Source organism: Streptomyces sp. SS7, from assembly GCF_037993025.1.
Taxonomy (GTDB): domain Bacteria; phylum Actinomycetota; class Actinomycetes; order Streptomycetales; family Streptomycetaceae; genus Streptomyces.
In genome coordinates this window covers 887,569-908,490 of sequence record NZ_CP141223.1, presented here as the reverse complement: position 1 = coordinate 908,490, position 20,922 = coordinate 887,569, and the positions used below count along the sequence as shown (strand labels likewise).

Genomic DNA, 20,922 nt, shown 5'->3' with positions numbered 1-20,922 from the left:
GTCCGAAGGTCGGCGGCGAGCGAGGGAAGCGCTCCCGTCGGAGGCGCTTCCCACGGCGCGGTCGCTCAGCAGGTCGAGTTGGTCTGGGTGAGGAGGCCGAGCCGCCACGGCAGGAGGTTGTACTCGCCGCCCGCGTTGGGGTTCAGGCCCTGGTAGAGGTACTGGAACCGGCAGGCGGGGATGGTGAGCGTCTGGTCGTAGCCGGCGCGGATCATCTCGCCGTGACTGATGTCCCGGCTCCAGGCGCCCGAGGGGAAGGAGACGTTGTTCGCCCGGGCGAAGGGGTTGCTCTCGGACGCGGCCAGGGGCGTCCAGGAACCGGCGATGCTGCCCGAGGTCCAGGAGCGGAAGTAGCGTCGGCCGTCCGTTCCGATGGCCTCGACGAGCAGCAGGTACTGGTTGCTGCCCTGCACCTTGTACACGTTGCTGGCCTCGAACAGGGCGTTCCTGTTGGCGTCCTGGGCGGCGATGACGGTGTTGGCGAAGCCGTTCGGGAACTGGTTGACGCCGGTCCGGGAGCGGTACAGGTGTCCGTTGTCGTCGGAGGAGAACAGGTAGCAGTCGGCGCTGTCGCAGATCACCCACATGTCGACCCAGTTGCCGTTGCCGATGTTCTGCCGGATGACGTCGGGCATCGAGGGGTAGAAGTTGCGCGGTGCGCTCCACCCGTTGGGATTGCTGATGTCCGGGTTGGTGGAGTACGAGGCGTTGCCGGTCTGGTAGACGAGGTACCACAGGCGTTGCGGCGCGAAGTAGAACACCTGCGGTGCGGCCCGGTAACCGATTCCGACGGCGGTGCGGTCCAGGTAGTGGTGGGTGGCCGAGCCGGCCTGGGACCAGTCACTGAAGTTCAGGTACACCAGGCTGTAGCCGGAGCGACTGGCGACGCTCGCGAACACGTGGTACTTGCCGTTGTACTGCACGACCGTCGGGTCCTTGATCCCGGCGATGTTGTGCGTCGAGTCCGGCTTCGGCGCGATCAGTGTGCCGCTGGAGCTCCACGAGTAACGACCGGGCAGCGCGGCGGCGTCGGCGGCGCCGCGCGAGGCGGCCGGCGTGCCGAGCGTGGCGGCGGACGTGCCGCGGGTGGCGGCGGGCCGGCCGCCCAGCGCCGTCAGGATGGCGTTGTACGCGGCCTTCTTGCCGCCGTTGCGGTCGAACGGCAGCGGGTTCTCCGAAGACCGCCAGGAGTCGCTGTCGCGGATGCCCCAGACCGTGATGCCGTTGCAGCGCGCGACGTTCATACAGGCCCTGACCGTGTTCGTGTACGCGGTCGGCGAGGCCTGCGCGATGTCCAGTTCGGTGATCTGGACGTCCACGCCGAGGGCGGCGAAGTTCGCCAGCGTGGTCTGGAAACTGGCGGGCGGTCCGCCGGTGCCGAAGTGCGCCTGGAAGCCGACGCAGTCGATGGGCACGCCGCGCGCCTTGAAGTCGCGCACCATGCGGTAGACACCCTGGGTCTTCGCGTCGCTCCAGTTCTCGATGCTGTAGTCGTTGTAGCAGAGCTTGGCCGCAGGGTCGGCGGAGCGCGCGGTGCGGAAGGCCTGCTCGATGAAGCCGTCGCCCAGCAGGTTCTGGAACACCGAGGGGCGGTGCTGGCCGCTGCCGCCGTCGGCGAAGGCCTCGTTGACCACGTCCCAGGAGTGGATCCGGCCCTTGTAGTGGTTCATCAGGGTGGTGATGTGGTTGTTCATCACGCTGCGCAGCGTGTTGGCGTCCCTGATGGAGCCGACCCAGCCGGGCAGTTGGGAGTGCCAGACCAGGGTGTGGCCGCGTACGCGCTGCCCGTGGGACGCCGCCCGGTTGGCGATCTGGTCGCCGGGGCCGAAGTTGAACGAGCCACGGGACGGCTCGGTCGTCTGCCACTTCATCTCGTTCTCGGGAGTGACCGAGTTGAACTCGCGGTCCAGGATGCCGGTGTACGTGCCGTCGCCGAGCCTTCCGGCGGCCACGGCCGCTCCGAAGTACCGCCCGGTCTGGGCCGCTTGGGCCCCCAGGGTGGAGGCTCTGACGGCGTCGGGTGCGCCGGTCGCGACCCCGGGCGTCACCAGGACGGTCGCGGCCAGCAGGCCTAAGACCGAGGCTCGGCGACGGCCGAGCCGCTTCAGTGGGTTCATGCTTCTCCTCGTACGGGCGGGTGCGGGTGGGTGGTGCGGGGGATCGGACCGGATCACGGCGCGGCAGGTCGCACCGCAGAACGCGCACCGCGCCACCGGGTGCGCCGTGCGTGCATGATCAGTACATGACACACCGGTCGCCGACGCTCTGTTCGTGATGCCGAACAATGCTCGACTTGCCGGGCATCTGGATGATTGGGGAGTCCTGAAGTGCCGTCAATACCTCACGCATGATTCGAATTGCGTCTCGAAACATTCGAACCGATGGGGGCGGCGAGGCCCTGCGGTTCGGTGCAGGCTGAGGCGGAAATGGCGCGTTGTCGGCCTGCCGGGAGGGTTTGACGGGTCATTTCCCCGGGGGGTGTTGACATGCTCGGGTGCCTCTCTGATTATCCGTGGCACCCTCAGTTTCCGAATGGGGACCGAAACTTCCAACGCGCCCTTCGGTCAAAGGAGACCTGGTGCCCACACGACCCGGCGGACGACTGCTCCGCTTTCTCGCCGCCGCCGCGCTCTCGGTCACCGCGTCGGTGACGGCCTCCGCTCACTCCACCGCCACGGCCGCGCCCGGCAGTCCGGCGCTCACTCCACCGTTGGGCTGGAACAGCTGGAACAGCTTCGGGTGCGGGATCACCGAGGCCCAGGTGCGCCAGGCCGCCGACGCGATGGTGTCCTCGGGCATGCGCGACGCCGGCTACCGGTACGTGGTGGTCGACGACTGCTGGTTCGCCCCGCAGCGCGACGCGGCCGGCAGCCTTCGGGGCGATCCGGCCAAGTTCCCGAGCGGGATGAAGGCGCTCGGCGACTACATCCACGGCAAGGGACTGAAGTTCGGGATCTACCAGGTGCCGGGCGAACGCACCTGCGCGCAGACCAGCGGCGCCTATCCCGGGTCGACGGGCAGCAAGGGGCACGAGGCCCAGGACGCCGCCACGTTCGCCTCGTGGGGCGTCGACTACCTCAAGTACGACTGGTGTTCCTCCAGCGGCACCCGTGACGAGCAGGTGGCCAGGTTCACGCTGATGCGCGACGCCCTGCGCGCCACCGGGCGGCCGATCGTCTACAGCATCAACCCCAACAGCTTCCACGCCATCACCGGGGCCACCTACAACTGGGGCGAGGTCGCCGACCTGTGGCGGACGACCGAGGACCTGCTCGACATCTGGCAGAACGGCAACACGAACAGCTATCCGATGGGCGTCGGCAACGTCCTGGACATCACCGCGCCGCTGGCGGCGCAGTCGGGCCCGGGACACTGGAACGACCCGGACATGCTGGTCGTCGGCCGTCCCGGCCTGTCACTGACCGAGTCCCGCTCCCACTTCGCCCTGTGGGCGCTGATGGGCGCCCCGCTCATGGCCGGCAACGACATCCGCACCATGTCCGCCGACGTGAGTGCGATCCTGCGCAACCCGCGTCTGCTGGCGGTGAACCAGGACACGCTGGGCGCGGGCGGGCGCAGGGTGCGTGACGACGGCAGCACCGAGGTGTTCGCCAAGCCCCTGTCGGACGGCTCCGTCGCGGTGGGCCTGTTCAACCGTGGCGGGGGCACCGCGACCGTCACCACGACGGCCGCGCAGGCGGGTCTGTCCGGCGGCTCGTTCACCCTCACCGACCTGTGGACCGGGGGCACGTCGAGCACGTCCGGGCAGATCTCGGCGAGCGTCCCCGCGCACGGGGTCGCCGCGTTCCGGGTGAGCGGGGGCAGCCCGCTGGCCGCCACCACCTCACGTCTGCGCGGCACCGCGTCAGGCCGCTGCCTGGACGTCGAGAACGCCTCCACGGCGGCCGGGGCCACGGCCCTGATCCGGGACTGCCACACGGCCGCCGACCAGCTGTGGACCACGTGGGCCGGCGGCGAGATCCGCGTCTTCGGCGACAAGTGCCTGGACGCCTACGACCAGGGCACCACCAACGGCACCCGGGTCATCACCTGGCCCTGCAACGGCCAGGACAACCAGAAGTGGACCGTCGGCTCCGACGGGACGATCCGCAACGTCCACGCCGGGCTGTGCCTCGACGTCAACGGTGCGGGTACCGCGAACGGGACCCCGCTGGTCCTGTGGACGTGCAACGGCCAGGCGGGCCAGAAGTGGAATCGTGCGTGACGAAGCCACCGCACCGGGGCGCGGCGTAGGCGCACCCGGGGTCAGGCCATGGCCAGGACGGCGGAGATCAGCGCGCGCAGGCAGATCCTCTCGGCCTCTTCGTCCGGCAGGGAGAGGTGCTGCATCGTCAGCCCGTCGAAACCGGCGAGGAAGAACCTCGCGATGGTCTCGGCGGGCTGGGCGAGTTCGTGCCCGGCGCGCTCGGCGGCCTCACTGATCAGCTTGGTCGTCACGGCCGTGATGCCGCGGTAGTGGCTGTGCAGGGACTCCTGCAGACGTGGCATGCGCAGGGCGAACAGGGACAGCTCGGTGAGGAGCTGGTACGAGGTCGGCTGCGCGAGCACGGTCTGCCACAGCGCCTCGGCGAGTGTGACGATCGTGTCCTCGAAGCCCGCGTCCGTGGGCGCCGCCCGCTCCACCTGGGTGATCAGGTCCTGGGTGAGCTGCTCCATGACGGCCCGGTACAGATCTTCCTTCGTGCCGAAGGTGTAGTGCACGGTCGCCTGGGCCACGCCCAGCTCGGCGGCGATGGCACGGGTGCTTCCGGCGGCCACGCCCTCCCTGGTCATGAGGTCCACGGCCGCCTTGATGAGTTGGGGGCGGCGCTCCGCCGCGGATACATGAGCCATGACGGCATCCTATGCGACTCAGTCTGCCGAACAGGTCGCTCGACAAGACGGGCCGCGGCCCCGGCTCGGCCGAACGCTCACAGGACTCCCGCGGTTCCTTCAATTGACTGTGTCACTCAACACAGTTGAGCGACATGGTCGGGTGACAAAGTCGCTTGTATGGTTCTGGCAGCGACAGCCGCGCCCGGACGAAAGGCAAGCCCATGACTCACGAGACCCTGAGCGGAACCGAGCCGATCCCGCAGCGTCCCGCCCTGCCCCTGGTCGGCCACGCGTTCGACATCCCGGGGGGCGCCGACGGTCTGCACTACGTGATGAAGGAGGCCCGCGAGCTCGGCCCGCTGTTCAAGCTCCGCGTCTTCGGCAACGAGATGAACTTCGCCTCCGGCCTCGACCTGGTCGCCGAGCTGGCCGACGAGAGCCGGTTCCGCAAGAACGTGCACGCCGACCTCGTGATCCTCCGGGAGATCGGGGGCGACGGACTCTTCACCGCCTTCGACGACGAGCCCAACTGGCGCAAGGCGCACGACATCCTGATGCCGGCGTTCTCGCTCGGCGCGATGCGCGGCTACCACGCGACCATGCTCGAGGTGGCCCGCAAGCTGATCGGGAAGTGGGACCGCGCGGCGGGTGCCGAGCCCGTGGACGTCTCCGCCGACATGACGCGGCTGACGTTCGACACGATCGGCCTGTGCGGCTTCGGCTACGACTTCGACTCCTTCGGCCGCGAGGAGTCGCACCCCTTCGTCACCGCCCTGTCGCGAGCACTCGGCTTCGCCCAGGCCAAGGGGGAGTCCATTCCGGGCGCGGAGCTGTTCAAGTGGAAGCAGGCCGAACAGTTCCGCACCGACGTGACCCTGATGAAGGACCTGGTCGACGACGTGATCCGGGAGCGCCGGGCCTCCGGTGACCGGAGCACCGACGACCTGCTCGGCCGTATGCTGCACACCCGTGACGCCGTCACGGGCGAACCCCTGGACGACGTCAACATCCGCCATCAGGCGATCACCTTCCTCATCGCCGGGCACGAGACCACCAGCGGGGCCCTGTCCTTCGCCCTCTACTACCTGACCAAGCACCCCGAGGTACTCGCCCGCGCCCAGGCCGAGGTCGACGCGCTGTGGGGCGACTCCGACGCCCCCGAGCCGGACTACGGGGACATCGGCAGGCTGACGTACATCCGCCAGGTGCTCAACGAAGGCCTGCGGCTGTGGCCGACGGCCCCCGCGTATGCCGTGGAGCCGCTGGAGGACACCGTCATCGGCGGGAAGTACGCCGTGCGCAAGGGTGAGTCGATCCAGGTGCTCATCCCGCAGCTGCACCGGGATCCCGCCTGGGGCGAGAACGTCGAGCTGTTCGACCCCGACCGGTTCCTGCCCGAGCGGGAGGAGGAGCGGCCGGTCCACCTGTTCAAGCCGTTCGGCAACGGTGAACGCGCCTGCATCGGGCGCCAGTTCGCGCTGCACGAGGCGACACTGGTCCTCGCGCTGGTGATCCACCGCTACCGCCTGATCGACCACGCCAACTACCAGCTGAAGATCAAGCAGTCGCTCACCCTCAAGCCCGACGCGTTCACGCTCGACCTCGCCCGGCGCACCAGCGGGGAGCGCCGCCTGCCCACCGCCGCGGCCGCCGCGAGCAGCGCCCCCTCAAGCCTGGACCGGCCCGCCGTCCGGCGTGCCGCCGGTACCGCGCTGACCCTCCTGCACGGCTCCAACCTGGGCACCTGCGCGGGCATCGCACGCGACCTGGCGGCGGACGGCGACCGGCACGGCTTCGCCCCGTCCGTCGCCCCCCTCGACGACGCCGTGGGAGCACTCCCCGTGGGTGACGGACCGGTGGTGATCGTGGCCGCCTCCTACAACGGCAGGCCCACCGACGACGCCACGGCTTTCGTCGCATGGCTGGAGGGCCTGGCGCCCGGCGCGCTGGAGGGCCTCCAGTACGCCGTGCTCGGTGTCGGCGACCGCAACTGGGCCGCCACCTACCAGCGCGTCCCCACCCTCATCGACGAGCGCCTCGCCGCCGCGGGCGCCACCTCACTGCTGCAGCGCGGCGCCGCGGACGCCGCCGGCGACTTCGCCGGCACGGTGGACCGGTGGACCGGCGACCTGTGGACCGCCCTGCTGGAACGGTACGGAGCCGCCGCACCCGAGCGGGAGGCCGAGCCGGCCGCCGACCCGGACGGCGGACTGTACGAGCTCCAGGACGCGACCGACTCGGTCATCGGCGGGCTCACGGCACGACACGGCGTCGCACCGATGGAGGTGCTCGACGCATACGAACTGGTCGACATGGAGCACACGTTGGGCCGCTCCAAGCGCTTCCTGAGGCTACGCCTGCCCGAGGGCGTCACCTACCGCACCGGCGACCACCTGGCCGTGCTCCCGAGCAACCCGGACGCCCTCGTGCGGCGGGTGGCCGACCGGTTCGGTCTCGACCTGGACCGCACCGTGCGACTGCGGGCCCGTCGCCGCAGCCGCAACAGCCTGCCCGTCGACCGGCCGCTGACCGTGCGCCGTCTGCTGACCGACTTCGTGGAACTGCAGGCCACCGCCACCCAGGAGCAGGTCGCCGTGCTCGCCGAGCACACCGCCTGCCCGCCCGAGAAGCGGCCCCTGGCCGCACTCGCGGCGGCCGCTCCGGAGGACTTCCACGACGAGGTGACCGCCTCCGGACGCAGCGTCCTGGACCTGCTGGAGCAGCACCGGGCCTGCGAACTGCCCTTCGAACGCTTCCTGGAACTGCTGCCCGTGCTGCGCCCGCGCCCCTACTCGATCTCCTCGTCCGCAGCCGCGGCACCCGGCGAAGTGGACCTGATGGTGTCGCTGCTCGCCGCACCCCACCGCGCCGGCGAGGGCATGTTCCACGGCATCGGCTCGCACTACCTGCAGACCGTGAACGCCGGCGACACCGTCCAGGCGAGGGTGCTGCCCTGCGCCGAGGCCTTCCGCCTGCCCGAGGACGACTCCGTGCCGGTGATCCTCGTCAGCGCGGGCACCGGTGTGGCGCCCTTCCGCGGCGCGGTCCTGGACCGCCACCACACCCGGTCCACCGGAACACTGCTGTGCTACTTCGGCTGCGACCACCCCGACGTCGACTACCTCCACCGTACGGAGTTCGAGGCGGCCGAGGCGGCCGGGGCCGTCAGCATGCGGCCCGCCTTCTCCTGCGCTCCCGAGGACGGGGTCCGCTACGTCCAGGACCGTATCGCCAAGGAGAGCGACGAGGTCTGGGCGGTGCTGGAGGCCGGCGGACGCGTCCACGTCTGCGGGGACGGCCGTCGCATGGCCCCGGCGGTGCGGGAGGCGTTCATGGCGATCTACCGCACACGGACGGGTGCCGGGGACGACGAGGCGAGCGCCTGGCTGAGCGCCCTGACCGAGTCCGGCACGTACGTCGAGGACGTCTGGGCCGGCTGACCGCCCCCGCCCGGACGTCTCCCGCCCGCCCCCTCTCCCCACCCATGAGGTTCTCCATGCCTGTTATGCCCCCGACGCCCCGCCGAGGACCGGCGGTCCTCCCCGGCTCACCGCTGAGGAGCGGCCGATGAGCGCGCGAAGCGCCTCCTCCCTGACCTTCGGTGTGGCGGTGGCGCTCGTCGCCGGAGTCACGCTCGGCAACGGTGGCGCGAACGTGATGCCCGTGTTCGTCGACGACTTCTCGTCACGCTTCGGGCTGTCGGACTCCGGGGCCGGGCTCGTGGCCGCGACCCAGCTGATGGCGACGGCGATGGTGACGCTGCTGCTGGCCAAGGCGGCCGCGCGGCCGGGGCGGGTACGGATGACCCGGATCGGACTCGCCCTCTCGGGCGCCGGCTTCCTGGGAGCGGCGGCGGCCACCGACCCGGTGACCCTGGTCCTGGCCAACCTGGTCGTCGGCGCGGGACTCGGCGCGGTCTACGCGGCGGCCACGGCGGCGCTCGCCGCGACCGACGACGCCGACAAGGCGTCCGCCGTCACCATCTCCGGCACGGTCGGCGTGACGGCACTGCTGATCATGGGCGTCCCCGCGGCCAACCACCACTGGGGGGAGGGCACCGGCTTCCTGCTCATGGCGTCGTGCTGTCTCGCCGCCTGGCCCCTGGTGCACCGGCTCCCGGACGGTCCCGCGACGCCGGCCGCCGCCTCCGCCGGCACGGGAGGCACCACCGGTGTCAGGCCGACGGCGGTTCTGCTCCTGGGGACCGCCCTCCTGTGGACCGTCACCCAGGGCGCGTGGTCCTACGCCTCGGTCCTGGGCCGTCAGCACACCGGGATGTCGCCCTCGGCGGTGTCGGCCGTCCTCGCGGTCTCGAGCGTCGTGGCGCTCGTGGGCGCGGTGGTGGGTCCGGTGGCGGCGCGGCGCTTCGGGCGCCTGCGGTCGATGGCCGCCTTCGTCACGGCACAGGCCCTCGCGATGGCGGCCCTGATCCTCACCCACGACCCCGTGTTCTTCACCGTGGCGGCCGTCCTCTGGCAGGCCTGCCAGCTGGCCGTCCTGGTGCAGATGCTCGCCGCCGCGGCGCTCATCGACCCGACCGGACGCCTGGTCGCCTCCCTCAGCGGCGCGGGCGCCCTGGGCACCGGCGTCGGACCCCTGGCCGTCGGTGCCGTGCTCGACACCGCCGGGGCCGGGGTGCTCGGCCTCGTCCTGGCGCTCGGCACCCTCGTCGCCTCGCTGCCCCTGCTCCGGATGACGGTGTCCGGCCCTTCACTGTCACCCGAACCCCTGGTCCGCTGACACAGCAGGCGTATGTGGCCAGCCGCTTCCAGTTCGTCGAGGCGACCCGGGTACGCCGCGCTGCTGTGCGAACGCCGCGGCGAGGCCCGCGAGTTCAACTCAGCCGGCGGCCCGAGGGTCCCCGGGCACCTGCGCGAGGAGATCGACGAACCGATGGACGTCCACCCCGACGCCCGCAAGGCGGACCTGCGTGACGGCGCGGGCCCGGCCCCTGCCGTCTCGCCGGGCGAACTCAGATGCCGTGCTGAGGAGGAACGTCTGCTCGCACCAGCCGGACTCGCTCGGCCGGTATGCGGGAGGGGACATAGACGAAGCCGTTGCCGTTGTCGAGGAGCAGCCCCTCGTCGATGCCGTCCACGGACCACAGATCGACCGGCCCACCGGTGTTGTTGATCTGCAGGAAGAACCCCACTTCTTCCTCACCCCGACAGACGAAGACCCCCTCCACCTCGGGGCGGCGGCTGCCGGCGATTCCCCGGGCGGCGCCCATACGGGCCCAGTCCAGGCCATGCCGGGTGATCGACCGCCGATTGAGGACGGACGAGACGTGGAAGAAGTGCGACGCATCAGACACAACCGAAGTATAGGAAGCCGTGGATGACCCGGGTCAGACCGGCAGGTGGAACTGCTGGTTGGCCGTACCGGTGCAGGACCAGATCTGCAGCCGGGTGTTGTTGGCGGTGGACATCTCGGTGACGTCCAGGCACTTGCCCGAGGCCGGATTCACCAGGGTGTCCCCGCTGCCCCGCTGCCAGACCTGGTCAACCTCCAGGCTCACAAGTGTGTGGAGGCCACGGACCCGCGCGGAAGCAACCGCACACCGCTCCGGCTCTGGACCTGCACGGGCGCCCAGAACCAGATAGTGGAGCGCGGTCACCTGATCCGTCGCCCGGTTCGGACGTCGGCCGTCAGGAAGGCGCGGATCAGCGCTGCCGCCTCGTCGAGCGCGCTCTCCAGGAGGAAGTGGCTGCCGTCGAGGAGGAAGCTCGCGGCGTCCGGTGCGGTGCATCGCAAGGCCGAGCGTCGCCCGCGTACCGGATGTACTCGGGTGATGCGACAACGCGGCGAGGTGCCGTGCCGGGCGTCGCGAGCCGGTGAACCTTTCCGGTCACGGCACTAGGCCGGGGATGCCAGCTCCGCCCTGCTGGTCACCCCCAGTTTGCGGGCTGCCTGCTCGGTCAGTCCGGTCACGTCGTGCGGGGTCAGGAGCAGGGCCTGGGCGATCTGACGGTCGCTGTGGCCTGCGCGGAGCAGTTCGACCAGCCGGTGTTCGGTCGGGGACAGGCTCGGGGCCGCTGGTGGTGCCGGTTTGGGGCGCACTCCTGCCGTGGCGAGCGCTCCGCGTACTCTGCCGCCCAGCAGGACGCTGCCGCAGGTGTCCGCGAGGTGGAGCGCCTGGGTGAGGGACTGGCGGGCCTCGTCGGCCTCGCCGGCGCGCAGGAGGGCGGTTCCCAGCCCGTAGTGGGCGCGGGCCAGTTCCAGTCGGGCGGGGGACCGTTTCAGCAGGGCCACGGCCTCGCGCAGGAGGGCCTGTCCCCTGCGGCCGCCGTGGATGACGCCCAGACAGCGTGAGGCCACCCCGATCGCCCGCTCGGTGCCCCACCGGTGGGCCAGCTCCAGTTCCTCGGTGGCCAGTTGGAGCGCGTCCGTCCGCTGTCCGAGCGCGAGGTGCAGCAAGGCCGCCCGCGACCGCCACGGCACCCCGGCCAGGTTCATGACCTGTACCCGGTTCTCCTCCGCGCCGTACTCGTGCAGGACGGCGAGGGCGGCGGTCGGGTTGCCCCGCGCCGCGTGCAGGCGACTGCGTGCGAGGAGCGCCGGGCCCTGCCAGGTCCAGCCCACCCGGTCGAAGTCGGCGTCCCCGGTGAGTACTTCCGTCGCCGAGGTCAGGTCGCACCGCTCGATCAGCGACTCGCCCACCAGGGTTGCCGTCGCCACCCTGACCCGAGGCTCCAAGCCCTGGTCGGCCGTGGTGGCGGGGTGTCCGAAGTCAGCGGTGAGCGGGAGCTGTCGGCCACGGCGGGCCTGGACGAGCAGCTGCCAGGTCATCGCGGACGAGACCATCAGGAACGAGCCCCATCGGCCGCCCATGTCGCCGATGCGGTCGAATCGCGCGACCGCGTCGTCGAGCCGGTCGGTGGCCACGAAGGCCAGCCCGGCGAGGGTCACGAGCATGTGGGACGTGTCCGCCGCGACCAGGCCGCCTCGCAGGGCCCGGTCGAGGAGGTCGTTGGTCACCTGGGCGCCGGCCTCCCCGGTGGTGGCCGAGGCGGACAGCGCGGCCAGGACCATGCACTCGCCAGGGGTGTCACCGGCCAGCTTGTGGTCCCACAGCCGTCGCGCGTGCAGGCGTGCGGCGGGGAGCGTGGACAGCTGGTCGTAACCGATCAACAGCATCTGCGCTTGAAGGAACCATGACACCTCACGAGCGAGGCCGATGCCGTCGTCGGTTCGGTTCAGATCGTCCACCGCGCGGGCGAGGATGTCCACGGCGCGCTCGTGCTCATGGCTGAGGAACAGCGCGCTGGCGAGCAGCGAGGCCGCCTCGGCCAGCGCGTAGGGGTCGGCTAACGCCGTCGAGGCCTGGGTGAGGTGGTGTCTGGCCGCGCCGACATCGATCTGTATCTCGTCCTTGCCCAACTCCAGCAGCAGGGGACCACGCTCTTCGACGGACACCGGCTCGCGCAGAGCCCGGCGCAGATAGGCCGCGGTGACCTCCGGAGCCCCGCGGCCACGAGTCGCCCGCGCCGCCTCCCGCAGGGCGTCCACCCACCAGCGCTCACCGCCCGGTTCGGCCAGCAGCAGATGGGCCGCCACCAGATCGTCGGCCGCGCCGTCGCTCCGCAGCAGTTCGGCTGCCCGCGCGTGACCGGCGGCCAGTTCCACCGGCCCCAGGACGGCTTCGGCGACATCGGTGCGGATCAGCGCGTGCCCGAACCGCACCGGCTCACCCGGCGCGAGCACACCGATCTGCCGCAGCCTGCCGCAGAGCTCCCGGGCCGTCGACTCGCCCAGCCCCGCCAGCTCCGCCACGACCTTCCAGGGGGCCTCGTCCCCCAGCACCACCAGGGCCCGCGCCAGGCGCTGGACCGGCTCCGGCTCGTCGGCCAGCCGCTTGACCACGGTTCCGGCCAGGATCCGGCCCCGGAACTCCGCCACCAGATGGGCCTGTTCGTCGGTGGCCCCGACCTGGTTGTCGGACAGGGTCCGCAGCAACTCGTGCAACAGCAGCGGATTGCATTCGGTGGCCGCGGCACACGCGGCGACGAACCGTGGTTCGCCGGGCCCCAGGTTCGCCCGTACCAGGTGGCTCACACTGTCGATGTCCAGTCCGGGCAGGCCGAGCGGACGGCAGTACGGCTGTCCGGCGATCCGCTCCAGCATCGGCTCGACCCCGGACCCCTTGTCCGGCCGCCCCGCCAGCACCAGCAGCAGGGGCAGACCCCGCAGACGTCGCGCCAGGTACTCGAGCCACCGCACCGACGGGACATCCGCCCAGTGCACGTCATCGACCACCAGGGCGACCGGCCCCTCGTCGGCGACGTGCACCATCAGCCAGTACAGACTGTGCAGCAGGCCCAGAGACGCCTCGGGCGACAGCTCACCCGTCCCCTCCACACGCAGTGCGTGCGACGCCAGCTGCGCCGGACCCGACAACAACCGCGCGCGCCTGTCGTCACCGGCTCGGGCCAGCAAGGGCTCGACCAGCTGCCGCAGCACCGCGAAGGCGAAGCCCTGCTCCAGCTCCGCCCCGCTCGCGGACAGCACCAGGATCTCCCGCGACTGCTGGACGCTTGCCCACGCATCCAGCAGCGCGGTCTTCCCCATCCCCGCGTCCGCCCGTACCAGCACCACGCCGCCCCGGCCCGCCCGTGCCTCGCCGGCCGCACGCTCCAGCACCGCCAGCTGGTCCTGACGACCGAGCAGGCCGGACGGCGCCGTGCCGTCGTCGGCAGGAGCAATCGTCTGCCGGCGGGGGCGGCCCGCCGCGAGCAGCGCGGCGGCGTCGGCGTCACCCAGCCCCAGCGCCGACACCAGCAACTGCGCCGTGCGGCGCTGCGGCCGCGCCCGCCGACCGCGCTCCAGATCCCGGATCGACCGGGCCGCCATCCCGGCGGCCTCGGCCAGCTCCTCCTGTGTCATCCCCGCGGCCCGGCGAAAGACCAGCAGCATCTCACCGAATGTCGCCAACTGCCCGCCCCCCGCACCGCCCCGCCGCACGGGACGATCCCCTTCGAGTCCGGCCCGAAGCATCCGGGCCAGGACTCCGACACCTCGCCGTTCAGCGGATGGTACTCACCGGCGATCGCTGCTTGCCGACCACCCTCCCCTTCGGCCAGGAGGGTCGGTGAGACGCCGGTAAACCTCGCCGGAAGAACACGTGTGATCCGCCGGCGAGCGCCTCGGCGCCCGCACCGCGGGCAAGGCGCCCGGCCCGGCCCGGCCCGGCGCGGACGCGCGCGGCGGACAGGGCACCAGGAAGAACAACCGGACGGACCACCGGAAGAACCGCGCGGGAACCTTCCGGTGCCGGAGCCGGTCCTCTCGCCCGGCCGGCCGGACCGGAGACCGCGGCCCGCCCGAGGGACAGCGATCGGGCCGCCCTCATTGTGCGAAGGGGGAACCCCACCACGGCAGGAACGACGGCCGCACCCGTAGTTCCGCCCGAGGTCCTGTCCCCCGCTCTCGTCGCGCTCGATCGCGTCGGCGTTCACAGGGAACTCTCATGGTGAGCCCGCTGCCGGAACAGCCGCGGCGAGCTGCCGGCTCTCGTCCCGACACGGCCTCCGGCGGGCCGGACACCCCGTTTCCTACGGTCGTTGCGGTCGCACAGTCGTGAAGGTGCGCGTTGGCCCGCGTTCCCCCGGAGACGCTCCGAACCCGCCGTCGCCAGTAGTGCCGCGTTCAATCAACTGCGCGCTCCCCACGGCTGCTTGCCCACTACGGTGGCGCTCGCTGACCTGGGAGAGACACCGTTCGACCAGCAGCTGGACCTTGGGAGAACCGTGTTGCATGGGATGGCCGTCGCATGTCCGACCGCAACGGCGGAAGACCGGTGAGCATCGGCGGACCGTTGGTCGTACCGGTCCACCTCGACGCGCTGTGCCTGGCCGACGATCTTGACGTGAGGGGGCCGGCCAACGACTTCACCCGGCTTCCCTACCGCGATACGGCCACCGGTCTGGACCAGAACGAGGATCTCCCGTACATCAGCGAGATCATGGTGCGGAGCCCCTTCCAGGACGAGGACTTCCGGCTCAGGGCCGGTGTCCATCTCCACTGGGCGCTGCCGGACGGTCTGACCCGGATGGTCCAGCGGGCGGACGGCACCACCGCCGTCCCGGCGGTGCCGAACCGCTGGCTGGTGACCCGGAGCAGGGACGGCCGGGTGGAGGAGGAGTGGATCGTCGAGAGCGACTACCTCGCCGACGACAACCCCGCCGGGATCTGCTATCCGGTACCCGGAGCGGGACGGCCGTACCGGAGGCTCGGCCGGAAGCTGCCGCTCGACGTCTGGAGCCGCTCCACCGACCGCTCGCGGTACCTCCCCCGGCTGACCGCGGTCGGCTACGGGGAGCCCACCTTCGCGGCGCAGTACGCCAACTGCCACAGCGTCTTCGGCTTCCATGACCCGGACTACCCGGGCGCCCCGCCGAAGGGCCTGCGGTACGAGGTGCTCGGCTGGTTCGACGACCCCGGCCAGGATCCCGCCGCCGCGCTGGGGGACGGCTCCGCGGCGCCGGGCGGCTCAGGCTGGCAGGAGGGGGCCCGACTGCGGTTCGGCTGGACCGCGTCCCCGGCCGGCCCCGACGCTCCGCCTCCGGGCCGGGTGGTCTGCTACGCCCAGCTGACCTTCGCGGCCACCGGCACGCCGGGTCCACCGCTGTCCGACACGGACGACGAGACCGGCGTCTGCGTGGGGAACACCGCCACCGAGGCGCTCGCCGCACACCTCGGAACCGTCCTGCCCACGGTGCCCGCCGACAAGACCGGCCCGGCTGCCCCGAGGAGTCAGGAGGAGCGGGCCGACCAGGTGGAGGAACTCCTCGAGGCGCTGGCCTTCGCCGACGAACTGGAGTCGAAGCCGCTGGACCTCGGCTTCGGCCTGAGCGAAGCCCGGCACTCCGCCACCTTCCACGACGTCCCCTCCGGCATCCTGTGGACGCTCCGGAGACAGGACGACACCGACGGCGTCACCGCCGAGGACAAGCAGGCACGCGAACGGCTCACCGTGCCCCATGCGTTGAGCGACCTGCTGAATCTCCTGAACGTCGCCCAGGCAGACCTGGACCGGGCGCGCCACCAACTGATCTCGCTCCGCGAGCAACTCTTCGCGGACTGGTACAAGTACCAGCTCTGCGCCTATCCGTACGACGCCCTGGTGGACTCGTATCCGAACCAGGACCAGGTGGCCTTCTTTCTCCGACGCACGATGGGCCTGCTCGACCAGGACTCGGGCAGGGCCGAACTCCTGGCCCAGCGCCTGCGCGACGCGCGCGCGGCCGTCGACCTCTCGCTCAAGGACTTCAACGCCGTCACCCTGCACGCCCGCAGCACCTTCGTCCTGCACGAGATTCCCGCACCGTCGTACCGGCTCCCCAATGAGCCCGTGGTGCTGCTCACCGGGCAGGCGGCCACCCCCAGTGACCGCCACGGCCAGGACGGGGCGCTGCATCCGCAGGGGTTGCTGGAGTGCGCCCTGTCCGCCGAGGGTCACCCGGACCTGAGCACGCCGAAAGCCGTGCGGGCCCTGCGGGCGACCGCGGTCGCCGCCGTGGCGAAGCTGCCGGTGCCGAACTTCGCGATCACCGAGTGGACCGGCCCGTCCTGGCATCCCACGGTGCTGGAATGGGAGGTGGAGTTCTTCCCCGCGACGATCGGCAACAACAACGATCCGCGCGACCGCAGTTACAGCGAGGACTTCGTCACCGGCAACTATGTCCTGCCGCCCCGTGACGTGGAGCTCCAGCCGATCCGCCAGATACCGGACAAGGGTGCCAACGTCTACACCGGTACGACGATCCTGTCGCCGAGCGCCCGGCCGCTGCTGTCCTCCCGGGTGCTGCGCTACCTGCAGGGCGCTGTGCTGCCGCTGTACAACGGGTCGGGGCAGCCCGAGGTGACCCGCGAGGCGTTCCTGGCGGACCCCGCCCGCGTGCTCGACTGGTTCGACTCCCACGGGGCGGACCAGCGGCTGGCCCTGCTGGTCCGTATCTACCGGCATCTCGCGGTGCACGAGGACAGCAATCTGTCCGCCGTCCTGAGCGGGTTCAACGACGCCCTGCTCATGCGCAAGCTCACCCGTCAGCTCCCGATCGCCGATCCGCTGGGCTTCCCCGACCACCAGCGGTTCGCCGCCGACGTGGCCCAGGCGGTGGGCGCGGAGACGCGGCACGCGCCGCAGCCCCTCAGCGACTTCAACCCGATCCGGGCCGGTGCGCTGCGGGTGCTGCGGCTGCGGATCCTGGACAACTTCGGCACCGCCCGGAATGTGGACGTCAGCCGGATCCGGACCACCACACAGTTGCGGATGCCCGAGCACCCGGACTGGGTGGCGATGCCGCCCCGGCTGGCCCAGCCCGCACGGCTGTCGTTCGAGTGGCTCGACGCGGAGGACGACATCCGGCAGACCAACGGTCTGCCGGACACCTCCCCGATCTGCGGCTGGCTGGTGCCCGACCACCTCGACGCCGGTCTCGCCGTGTACGCCGCCGACGGCTCGGCCATCGGCAAACTGCACGCTCTCGCGGACGCCGCCCAGCCACAGTTCGCCCAGTGGCGGAACCTGCCCGGAAGCGTCCCCGCCCCGATCGAGGCGATCGCCAACTCCCCTCTGCGGGCGGTGGTGCAACGTCTGCGTGACACCGGGCCGACGGATCTGGGCACGTTCCTGGAGGACCTGGACGCCACCCTCCAGTACATCGAGCCGGAGGACTACGCCCAGCACCGGGGCCGGGCCGTGCTGATGGGCCGGCCGCTGGCGGTCGTCCGCGCGCGGGTGTCGCTGGAGCTGATGGGCCGTCCGGCCACCCACCAGGACTGGAACGTCTTCCGGCAGGACATGGGCCGCACCCACCGGGAGACCAACGACTTCCCGTCGGTCCGTTTCCCGGTCAGGATCGGCGAGCACCAGCTCCTCGACGACGGGGTCCTCGGGTTCTGGCTGGAGGACTCGGCGCAGCGCCTCGGCCCCCTCTGGCACGACGTCCGCTCTCCCGAGGACCCACTGGTCCAGGCGCTCGACGCGCCTCCGCAGTACCTGACCATGCTCATCGACCCGCGAGGCACGGTGCACGCGACGGCGGGCATCCTGCCGACCCACTCGCTGCGGATCCCGTCCGGGATGTTCCGGGACGCGCTGGAGGGCATGGCCGTCAGTTTCCGTGCCGCGCCGGTCCTCACCGACGCGGACCGGATCGCCGTACCGCTGCCTGACGAGCCCGGCTACGCCTGGTCCTGGCAGGAACAGGTCCGGACCGACCTGGTGGAACAGGCCGATCCGCCGCGGCCCGACGCGAGGTTCCCGGCCCGGGCAACCCTGCGCGAAGGCTGGCTGACCCTGCGTCCGGTGTCCGACCCGCAGCCCGAACAAGGAGCACGATGATCAACCTGGAGCTGACGCTCGCCGAGACGAACGTCCTGCTGGAGGCGCTCGGCACCCGGCCGTACGCGCAGGTGTACGAACTGATAGCGAAGATTCACCAGCAGGCGGAGCAGTCCGCCGAGGCCCAGGACGGAATCGCGGAATGACGGCCAACCTGGTGCTGCACTGGCACCTGGACGCCCTGACCTCGAACAACCAGGTCACGGACAGCTCCGACAACCATCTGGCCGGTACCGTCTCCGGGCAACCGGGGACCCGCCCCGACGACCGGTTCGGCAGCGTGCTGGCGTTCGACGGCACCACCGTCCAGGTCACCGGCGCCGACACACCCCTGCTGCGACTCGGCTCGTACACGGTCGAGGCATGGGTCAACCCGTCGGCCAAGAGGGCCGCGCGGGTGGGCATCGTGGCCAAGGCGAAGGGCGACTTCGCCGTCGTACTCGACGCGGACGGCACGCTCCGGCACCGGTTCGACACCTCGGTGAAGCCGGGCGACGGGCACGCCACCGCGCCCGGGACCGTACCCACGGACACCTGGCACCACGTGGCCTGCGTCAACGACGGGCACACCGCCCGGATCTACGTCGACGGGGTCAAGGCGAGCGAGTACGCGTTCGCCGGCGACCGGGCCGCCGCCCTGAGCCCGCTGCTGGTCGGCACGGACGGGACGGGCCGGTACACAGGGCTGCTGTCCCACGTACGGATCTACGACAACGCGCTCAGCCAGGCCGAGATCCAGCGGGACATGGCCGACGACGAGGCGTTGCTGGCCGCGTTCGTCCGGGCGCATCCGCTGGACTTCGCCCTGCTCGACGTGGACCAGCAGCCGGTGCTGTTCATCGACGACGCCCCCGCGGGGCAGCCGATGACCCTGCGGCTCACCAACACCTCCCGCCAGGACATCGAACTCCGGACCCTCACGGGCCCCGTGTCGGCCACCGAGCACCACGTCGCGCTGCGGCTGCGCCAGGGAACCCTCGCCTTCCCGCCCGAACCGGCCGTCGCCACCTCGGGGTGGACGCTGCTGCGGGCCCCGGACCCGGCGACCGGCGGTACGGTGCTGTACCTGGGGGCGCCCAAGGCCATGGTCATCGGACGGGGCACGTCCTTCGACCTGTCGCTGCGCGGGCTGACGGCCGACGGGAGCCGCGGAACCCGAGGCACCCGGGTGGAGCTGACGCACCAGCGGATGCGGTACGCGGGTGAGCAGAGCGAACTGACCGGGCAGCGCACCGCGTTCCTCGACATCGTCAACCGGCGGGGCCGCCGTGACATCCCGCTCGCGATCGGGTTCGTCGGTGGAAACCGGGTACTGAGCGACGGCGTCACCCCGAACACCCTGCGTTTCCGGATCGCCAACCGGTCGCGGGACACCGCGCTCTCCCTGGCCGGCGCCTCGTTCACCCTCTCGTACGACCTTCAGGAGGCCGGCGAGACCCACGAGTGGGCGCTGGTGAACGCGGCCGCGGCGGCGGGCGCGGTACTGGGCGATCTGCGGGCGAACGGGGTCGGTTCCGACTGGGCGGTCGCCTCGGAGAGACTCGGGCAGCGTGTCGAATGGACGCTGACCCCCCGGTCGGCCACTGCGTTCGGGCCCGACGGGACGCTGGTGGTCACCCTGTCCCAGGTGATCGCGGTTGCGTCACTCGGCCAGGCTCCGATCGTCATCGGCTACCGCAACGTACCGGGATACCAGGACGGCTCGGTGACGCTGTTCGCCGAGAAGTCGCCGCTGCTGTACGACCCCGTGAACACCGGTGTCGGCACCGTCGCCCCCGAGGCGAAGCTGCACATCGTCAACACCAACCAGAACGCGAACGGCAACACCCTGATCCTCGGCCCCACCGGCCAGTCCAACCTGCGGCTCGGTTACCACCAGGACTACAGCTGGGTGCAGTCGCACGGCTCGAAACCGCTGGCCGTCAACCCGCTCGGCAACAACGTCGGCATCGGCACCACGACGCCCGGCGCCAGGCTCACGGTCAGTGCCGACTCCTCCCATCTGCAACTGCGCCGGGAGTCGAACGCGAGCGGCGGCAAGCAGCTCTACCTCGAACTGTTCCAGGACAGCAGCTCCAGCACGGTCTACCCCTCGCTGCGCTTCCACCACGGCAACCGCTTCTGGCAGCGCGTCGAGGCCAGACCCGAGGGGCTCATGTTCAAGAACGGCGACCTCAACAGCGACGACCTCTGCGACGTGTACGCGAACACCGCGGTAGTGAACGGCCTGCGCAGCGGGCTGCCCGCGAACACTCCGCTGGTCGCCGACACCGGCAGCGGGCACCTCCAGGTGCGCCGGCAGAACGCGACGGCCGACACCGTCGACGGGAAGACGCTGTACCTCGAACTCTTCCAGGACAGCACGAGTCCCATGACCTTCCCGGTACTGCGCTTCCACCAGCACCAACGCTTCTGGCACCGCATCGAGGCCAGACAGGAAGGGTTCACGTTCAAGACCGGCGACCTCAGCAGCGACGCCTTCTCCGACGTGTACGCGGGCACCGTGGTCGTGAACAGCCTGCGGATCGGAGACGTCACCATCGGCGCCGGCGAACTCCAGATCCTGAAGAAACTGGCGGACGGGCACCTGGAGTTCGACCTGCGGAACGTGGTGCACGACGAATACGCCTTCGCCGGCTTCAACTTCATCGGCGACAACCGGCGCGCCATGGCCACCTGGGCCACCAAGGGCGAGCGCGTGACCCAAGGGCGCTGGCAGATCGCCTACCCGAGTTGAGGTG

The 20,922-nt window shown here is 71.1% G+C and carries 12 protein-coding genes; 6 read left to right on the top strand and 6 right to left on the bottom strand.

What is annotated here, in order from left to right; translation table 11 throughout:
• Window positions 1-65: 65 nt before the first annotated feature.
• Complete coding sequence (locus U5640_RS04165; protein WP_340374438.1) at window positions 66-2,117, bottom strand: non-reducing end alpha-L-arabinofuranosidase family hydrolase; 2,052 nt, start codon at window positions 2,115-2,117, stop codon at window positions 66-68.
• Window positions 2,118-2,578: 461 nt separating this feature from the next.
• Here U5640_RS04165 and U5640_RS04160 point away from each other — a divergent pair, with 461 nt between their 5' ends.
• A complete protein-coding gene (locus tag U5640_RS04160) occupies window positions 2,579-4,225 on the top strand; it encodes an RICIN domain-containing protein (protein WP_340374437.1) in 1,647 nt (548 codons plus the stop codon).
• A gap of 41 nt (window positions 4,226-4,266) precedes the next feature.
• Here U5640_RS04160 and U5640_RS04155 read toward each other — a convergent pair whose 3' ends face one another.
• Window positions 4,267-4,854, bottom strand: coding sequence for a TetR/AcrR family transcriptional regulator (locus U5640_RS04155; protein WP_340374436.1), 588 nt, complete (start codon window positions 4,852-4,854; stop codon window positions 4,267-4,269).
• Window positions 4,855-5,057: 203 nt separating this feature from the next.
• On the opposite strand from U5640_RS04155, the gene U5640_RS04150 reads away from it, so the two are divergent.
• Window positions 5,058-8,276: a cytochrome P450 gene (locus tag U5640_RS04150; RefSeq protein ID WP_340374435.1), complete on the top strand. Its 3,219-nt coding sequence runs from the start codon at window positions 5,058-5,060 to the stop codon at window positions 8,274-8,276.
• Window positions 8,277-8,403: 127 nt separating this feature from the next.
• Window positions 8,404-9,576 carry an MFS transporter gene (locus U5640_RS04145; protein WP_340374434.1) on the top strand — a complete coding sequence of 391 codons (1,173 nt, stop codon included), beginning with the start codon at window positions 8,404-8,406 and terminating at the stop codon, window positions 9,574-9,576.
• A gap of 232 nt (window positions 9,577-9,808) precedes the next feature.
• Here the strand turns inward: U5640_RS04145 and U5640_RS04140 are convergent, their stop codons facing one another.
• The 4 genes from U5640_RS04140 to U5640_RS04125 form a co-directional block, all read right to left on the bottom strand.
• On the bottom strand, window positions 9,809-10,150 hold the full coding sequence (locus U5640_RS04140; RefSeq protein WP_340374433.1) for a hypothetical protein: 342 nt from the start codon (window positions 10,148-10,150) through the stop codon (window positions 9,809-9,811).
• A gap of 33 nt (window positions 10,151-10,183) precedes the next feature.
• Window positions 10,184-10,354, bottom strand: coding sequence for an RICIN domain-containing protein (locus U5640_RS04135; RefSeq protein ID WP_340374432.1), 171 nt, complete (start codon window positions 10,352-10,354; stop codon window positions 10,184-10,186).
• Between the two features lie 95 nt (window positions 10,355-10,449).
• Window positions 10,450-10,590 carry a hypothetical protein gene (locus U5640_RS04130; protein WP_340374431.1) on the bottom strand — a complete coding sequence of 47 codons (141 nt, stop codon included), beginning with the start codon at window positions 10,588-10,590 and terminating at the stop codon, window positions 10,450-10,452.
• A gap of 102 nt (window positions 10,591-10,692) precedes the next feature.
• The gene (locus tag U5640_RS04125) at window positions 10,693-13,749 is read right to left on the bottom strand and encodes an AAA family ATPase (RefSeq protein WP_340374430.1); all 3,057 of its coding nucleotides are present in this window, start codon (window positions 13,747-13,749) and stop codon (window positions 10,693-10,695) included.
• A gap of 856 nt (window positions 13,750-14,605) precedes the next feature.
• Between U5640_RS04125 and U5640_RS04120 the strand changes: the two genes are divergently transcribed.
• From U5640_RS04120 to U5640_RS04110, 3 genes are read left to right on the top strand one after another with little or no spacing between them, the layout of a single operon-like run.
• Window positions 14,606-18,181 carry a hypothetical protein gene (locus U5640_RS04120; protein ID WP_340374429.1) on the top strand — a complete coding sequence of 1,192 codons (3,576 nt, stop codon included), beginning with the start codon at window positions 14,606-14,608 and terminating at the stop codon, window positions 18,179-18,181.
• The gene (locus U5640_RS04115; RefSeq protein ID WP_340374428.1) at window positions 18,178-18,327 is read left to right on the top strand and encodes a hypothetical protein; all 150 of its coding nucleotides are present in this window, start codon (window positions 18,178-18,180) and stop codon (window positions 18,325-18,327) included. The genes U5640_RS04120 and U5640_RS04115 overlap by 4 nt, the downstream gene beginning before the upstream one ends.
• The gene (locus tag U5640_RS04110; RefSeq protein ID WP_340374427.1) at window positions 18,324-20,918 is read left to right on the top strand and encodes a LamG domain-containing protein; all 2,595 of its coding nucleotides are present in this window, start codon (window positions 18,324-18,326) and stop codon (window positions 20,916-20,918) included. The genes U5640_RS04115 and U5640_RS04110 overlap by 4 nt, the downstream gene beginning before the upstream one ends.
• The last annotated feature ends 4 nt before the right edge of the window (window positions 20,919-20,922 follow it).

Bases quoted from the DNA above. Each gene is read 5' to 3' on its own strand.
- U5640_RS04150 (WP_340374435.1), top strand. From the start codon at position 5,058: ATGACTCACGAGACCCTGAGCGGAACCGAGCCGATCCCGCAGCGTCCC.
- U5640_RS04115 (WP_340374428.1), top strand. From the start codon at position 18,178: ATGATCAACCTGGAGCTGACGCTCGCCGAGACGAACGTCCTGCTGGAG.
- U5640_RS04155 (WP_340374436.1), bottom strand. From the start codon at position 4,854: ATGGCTCATGTATCCGCGGCGGAGCGCCGCCCCCAACTCATCAAGGCG.
- U5640_RS04110 (WP_340374427.1), top strand. From the start codon at position 18,324: ATGACGGCCAACCTGGTGCTGCACTGGCACCTGGACGCCCTGACCTCG.
- U5640_RS04145 (WP_340374434.1), top strand. From the start codon at position 8,404: ATGAGCGCGCGAAGCGCCTCCTCCCTGACCTTCGGTGTGGCGGTGGCG.
- U5640_RS04125 (WP_340374430.1), bottom strand. From the start codon at position 13,749: ATGCTGCTGGTCTTTCGCCGGGCCGCGGGGATGACACAGGAGGAGCTG.
- U5640_RS04165 (WP_340374438.1), bottom strand. From the start codon at position 2,117: ATGAACCCACTGAAGCGGCTCGGCCGTCGCCGAGCCTCGGTCTTAGGC.
- U5640_RS04120 (WP_340374429.1), top strand. From the start codon at position 14,606: ATGTCCGACCGCAACGGCGGAAGACCGGTGAGCATCGGCGGACCGTTG.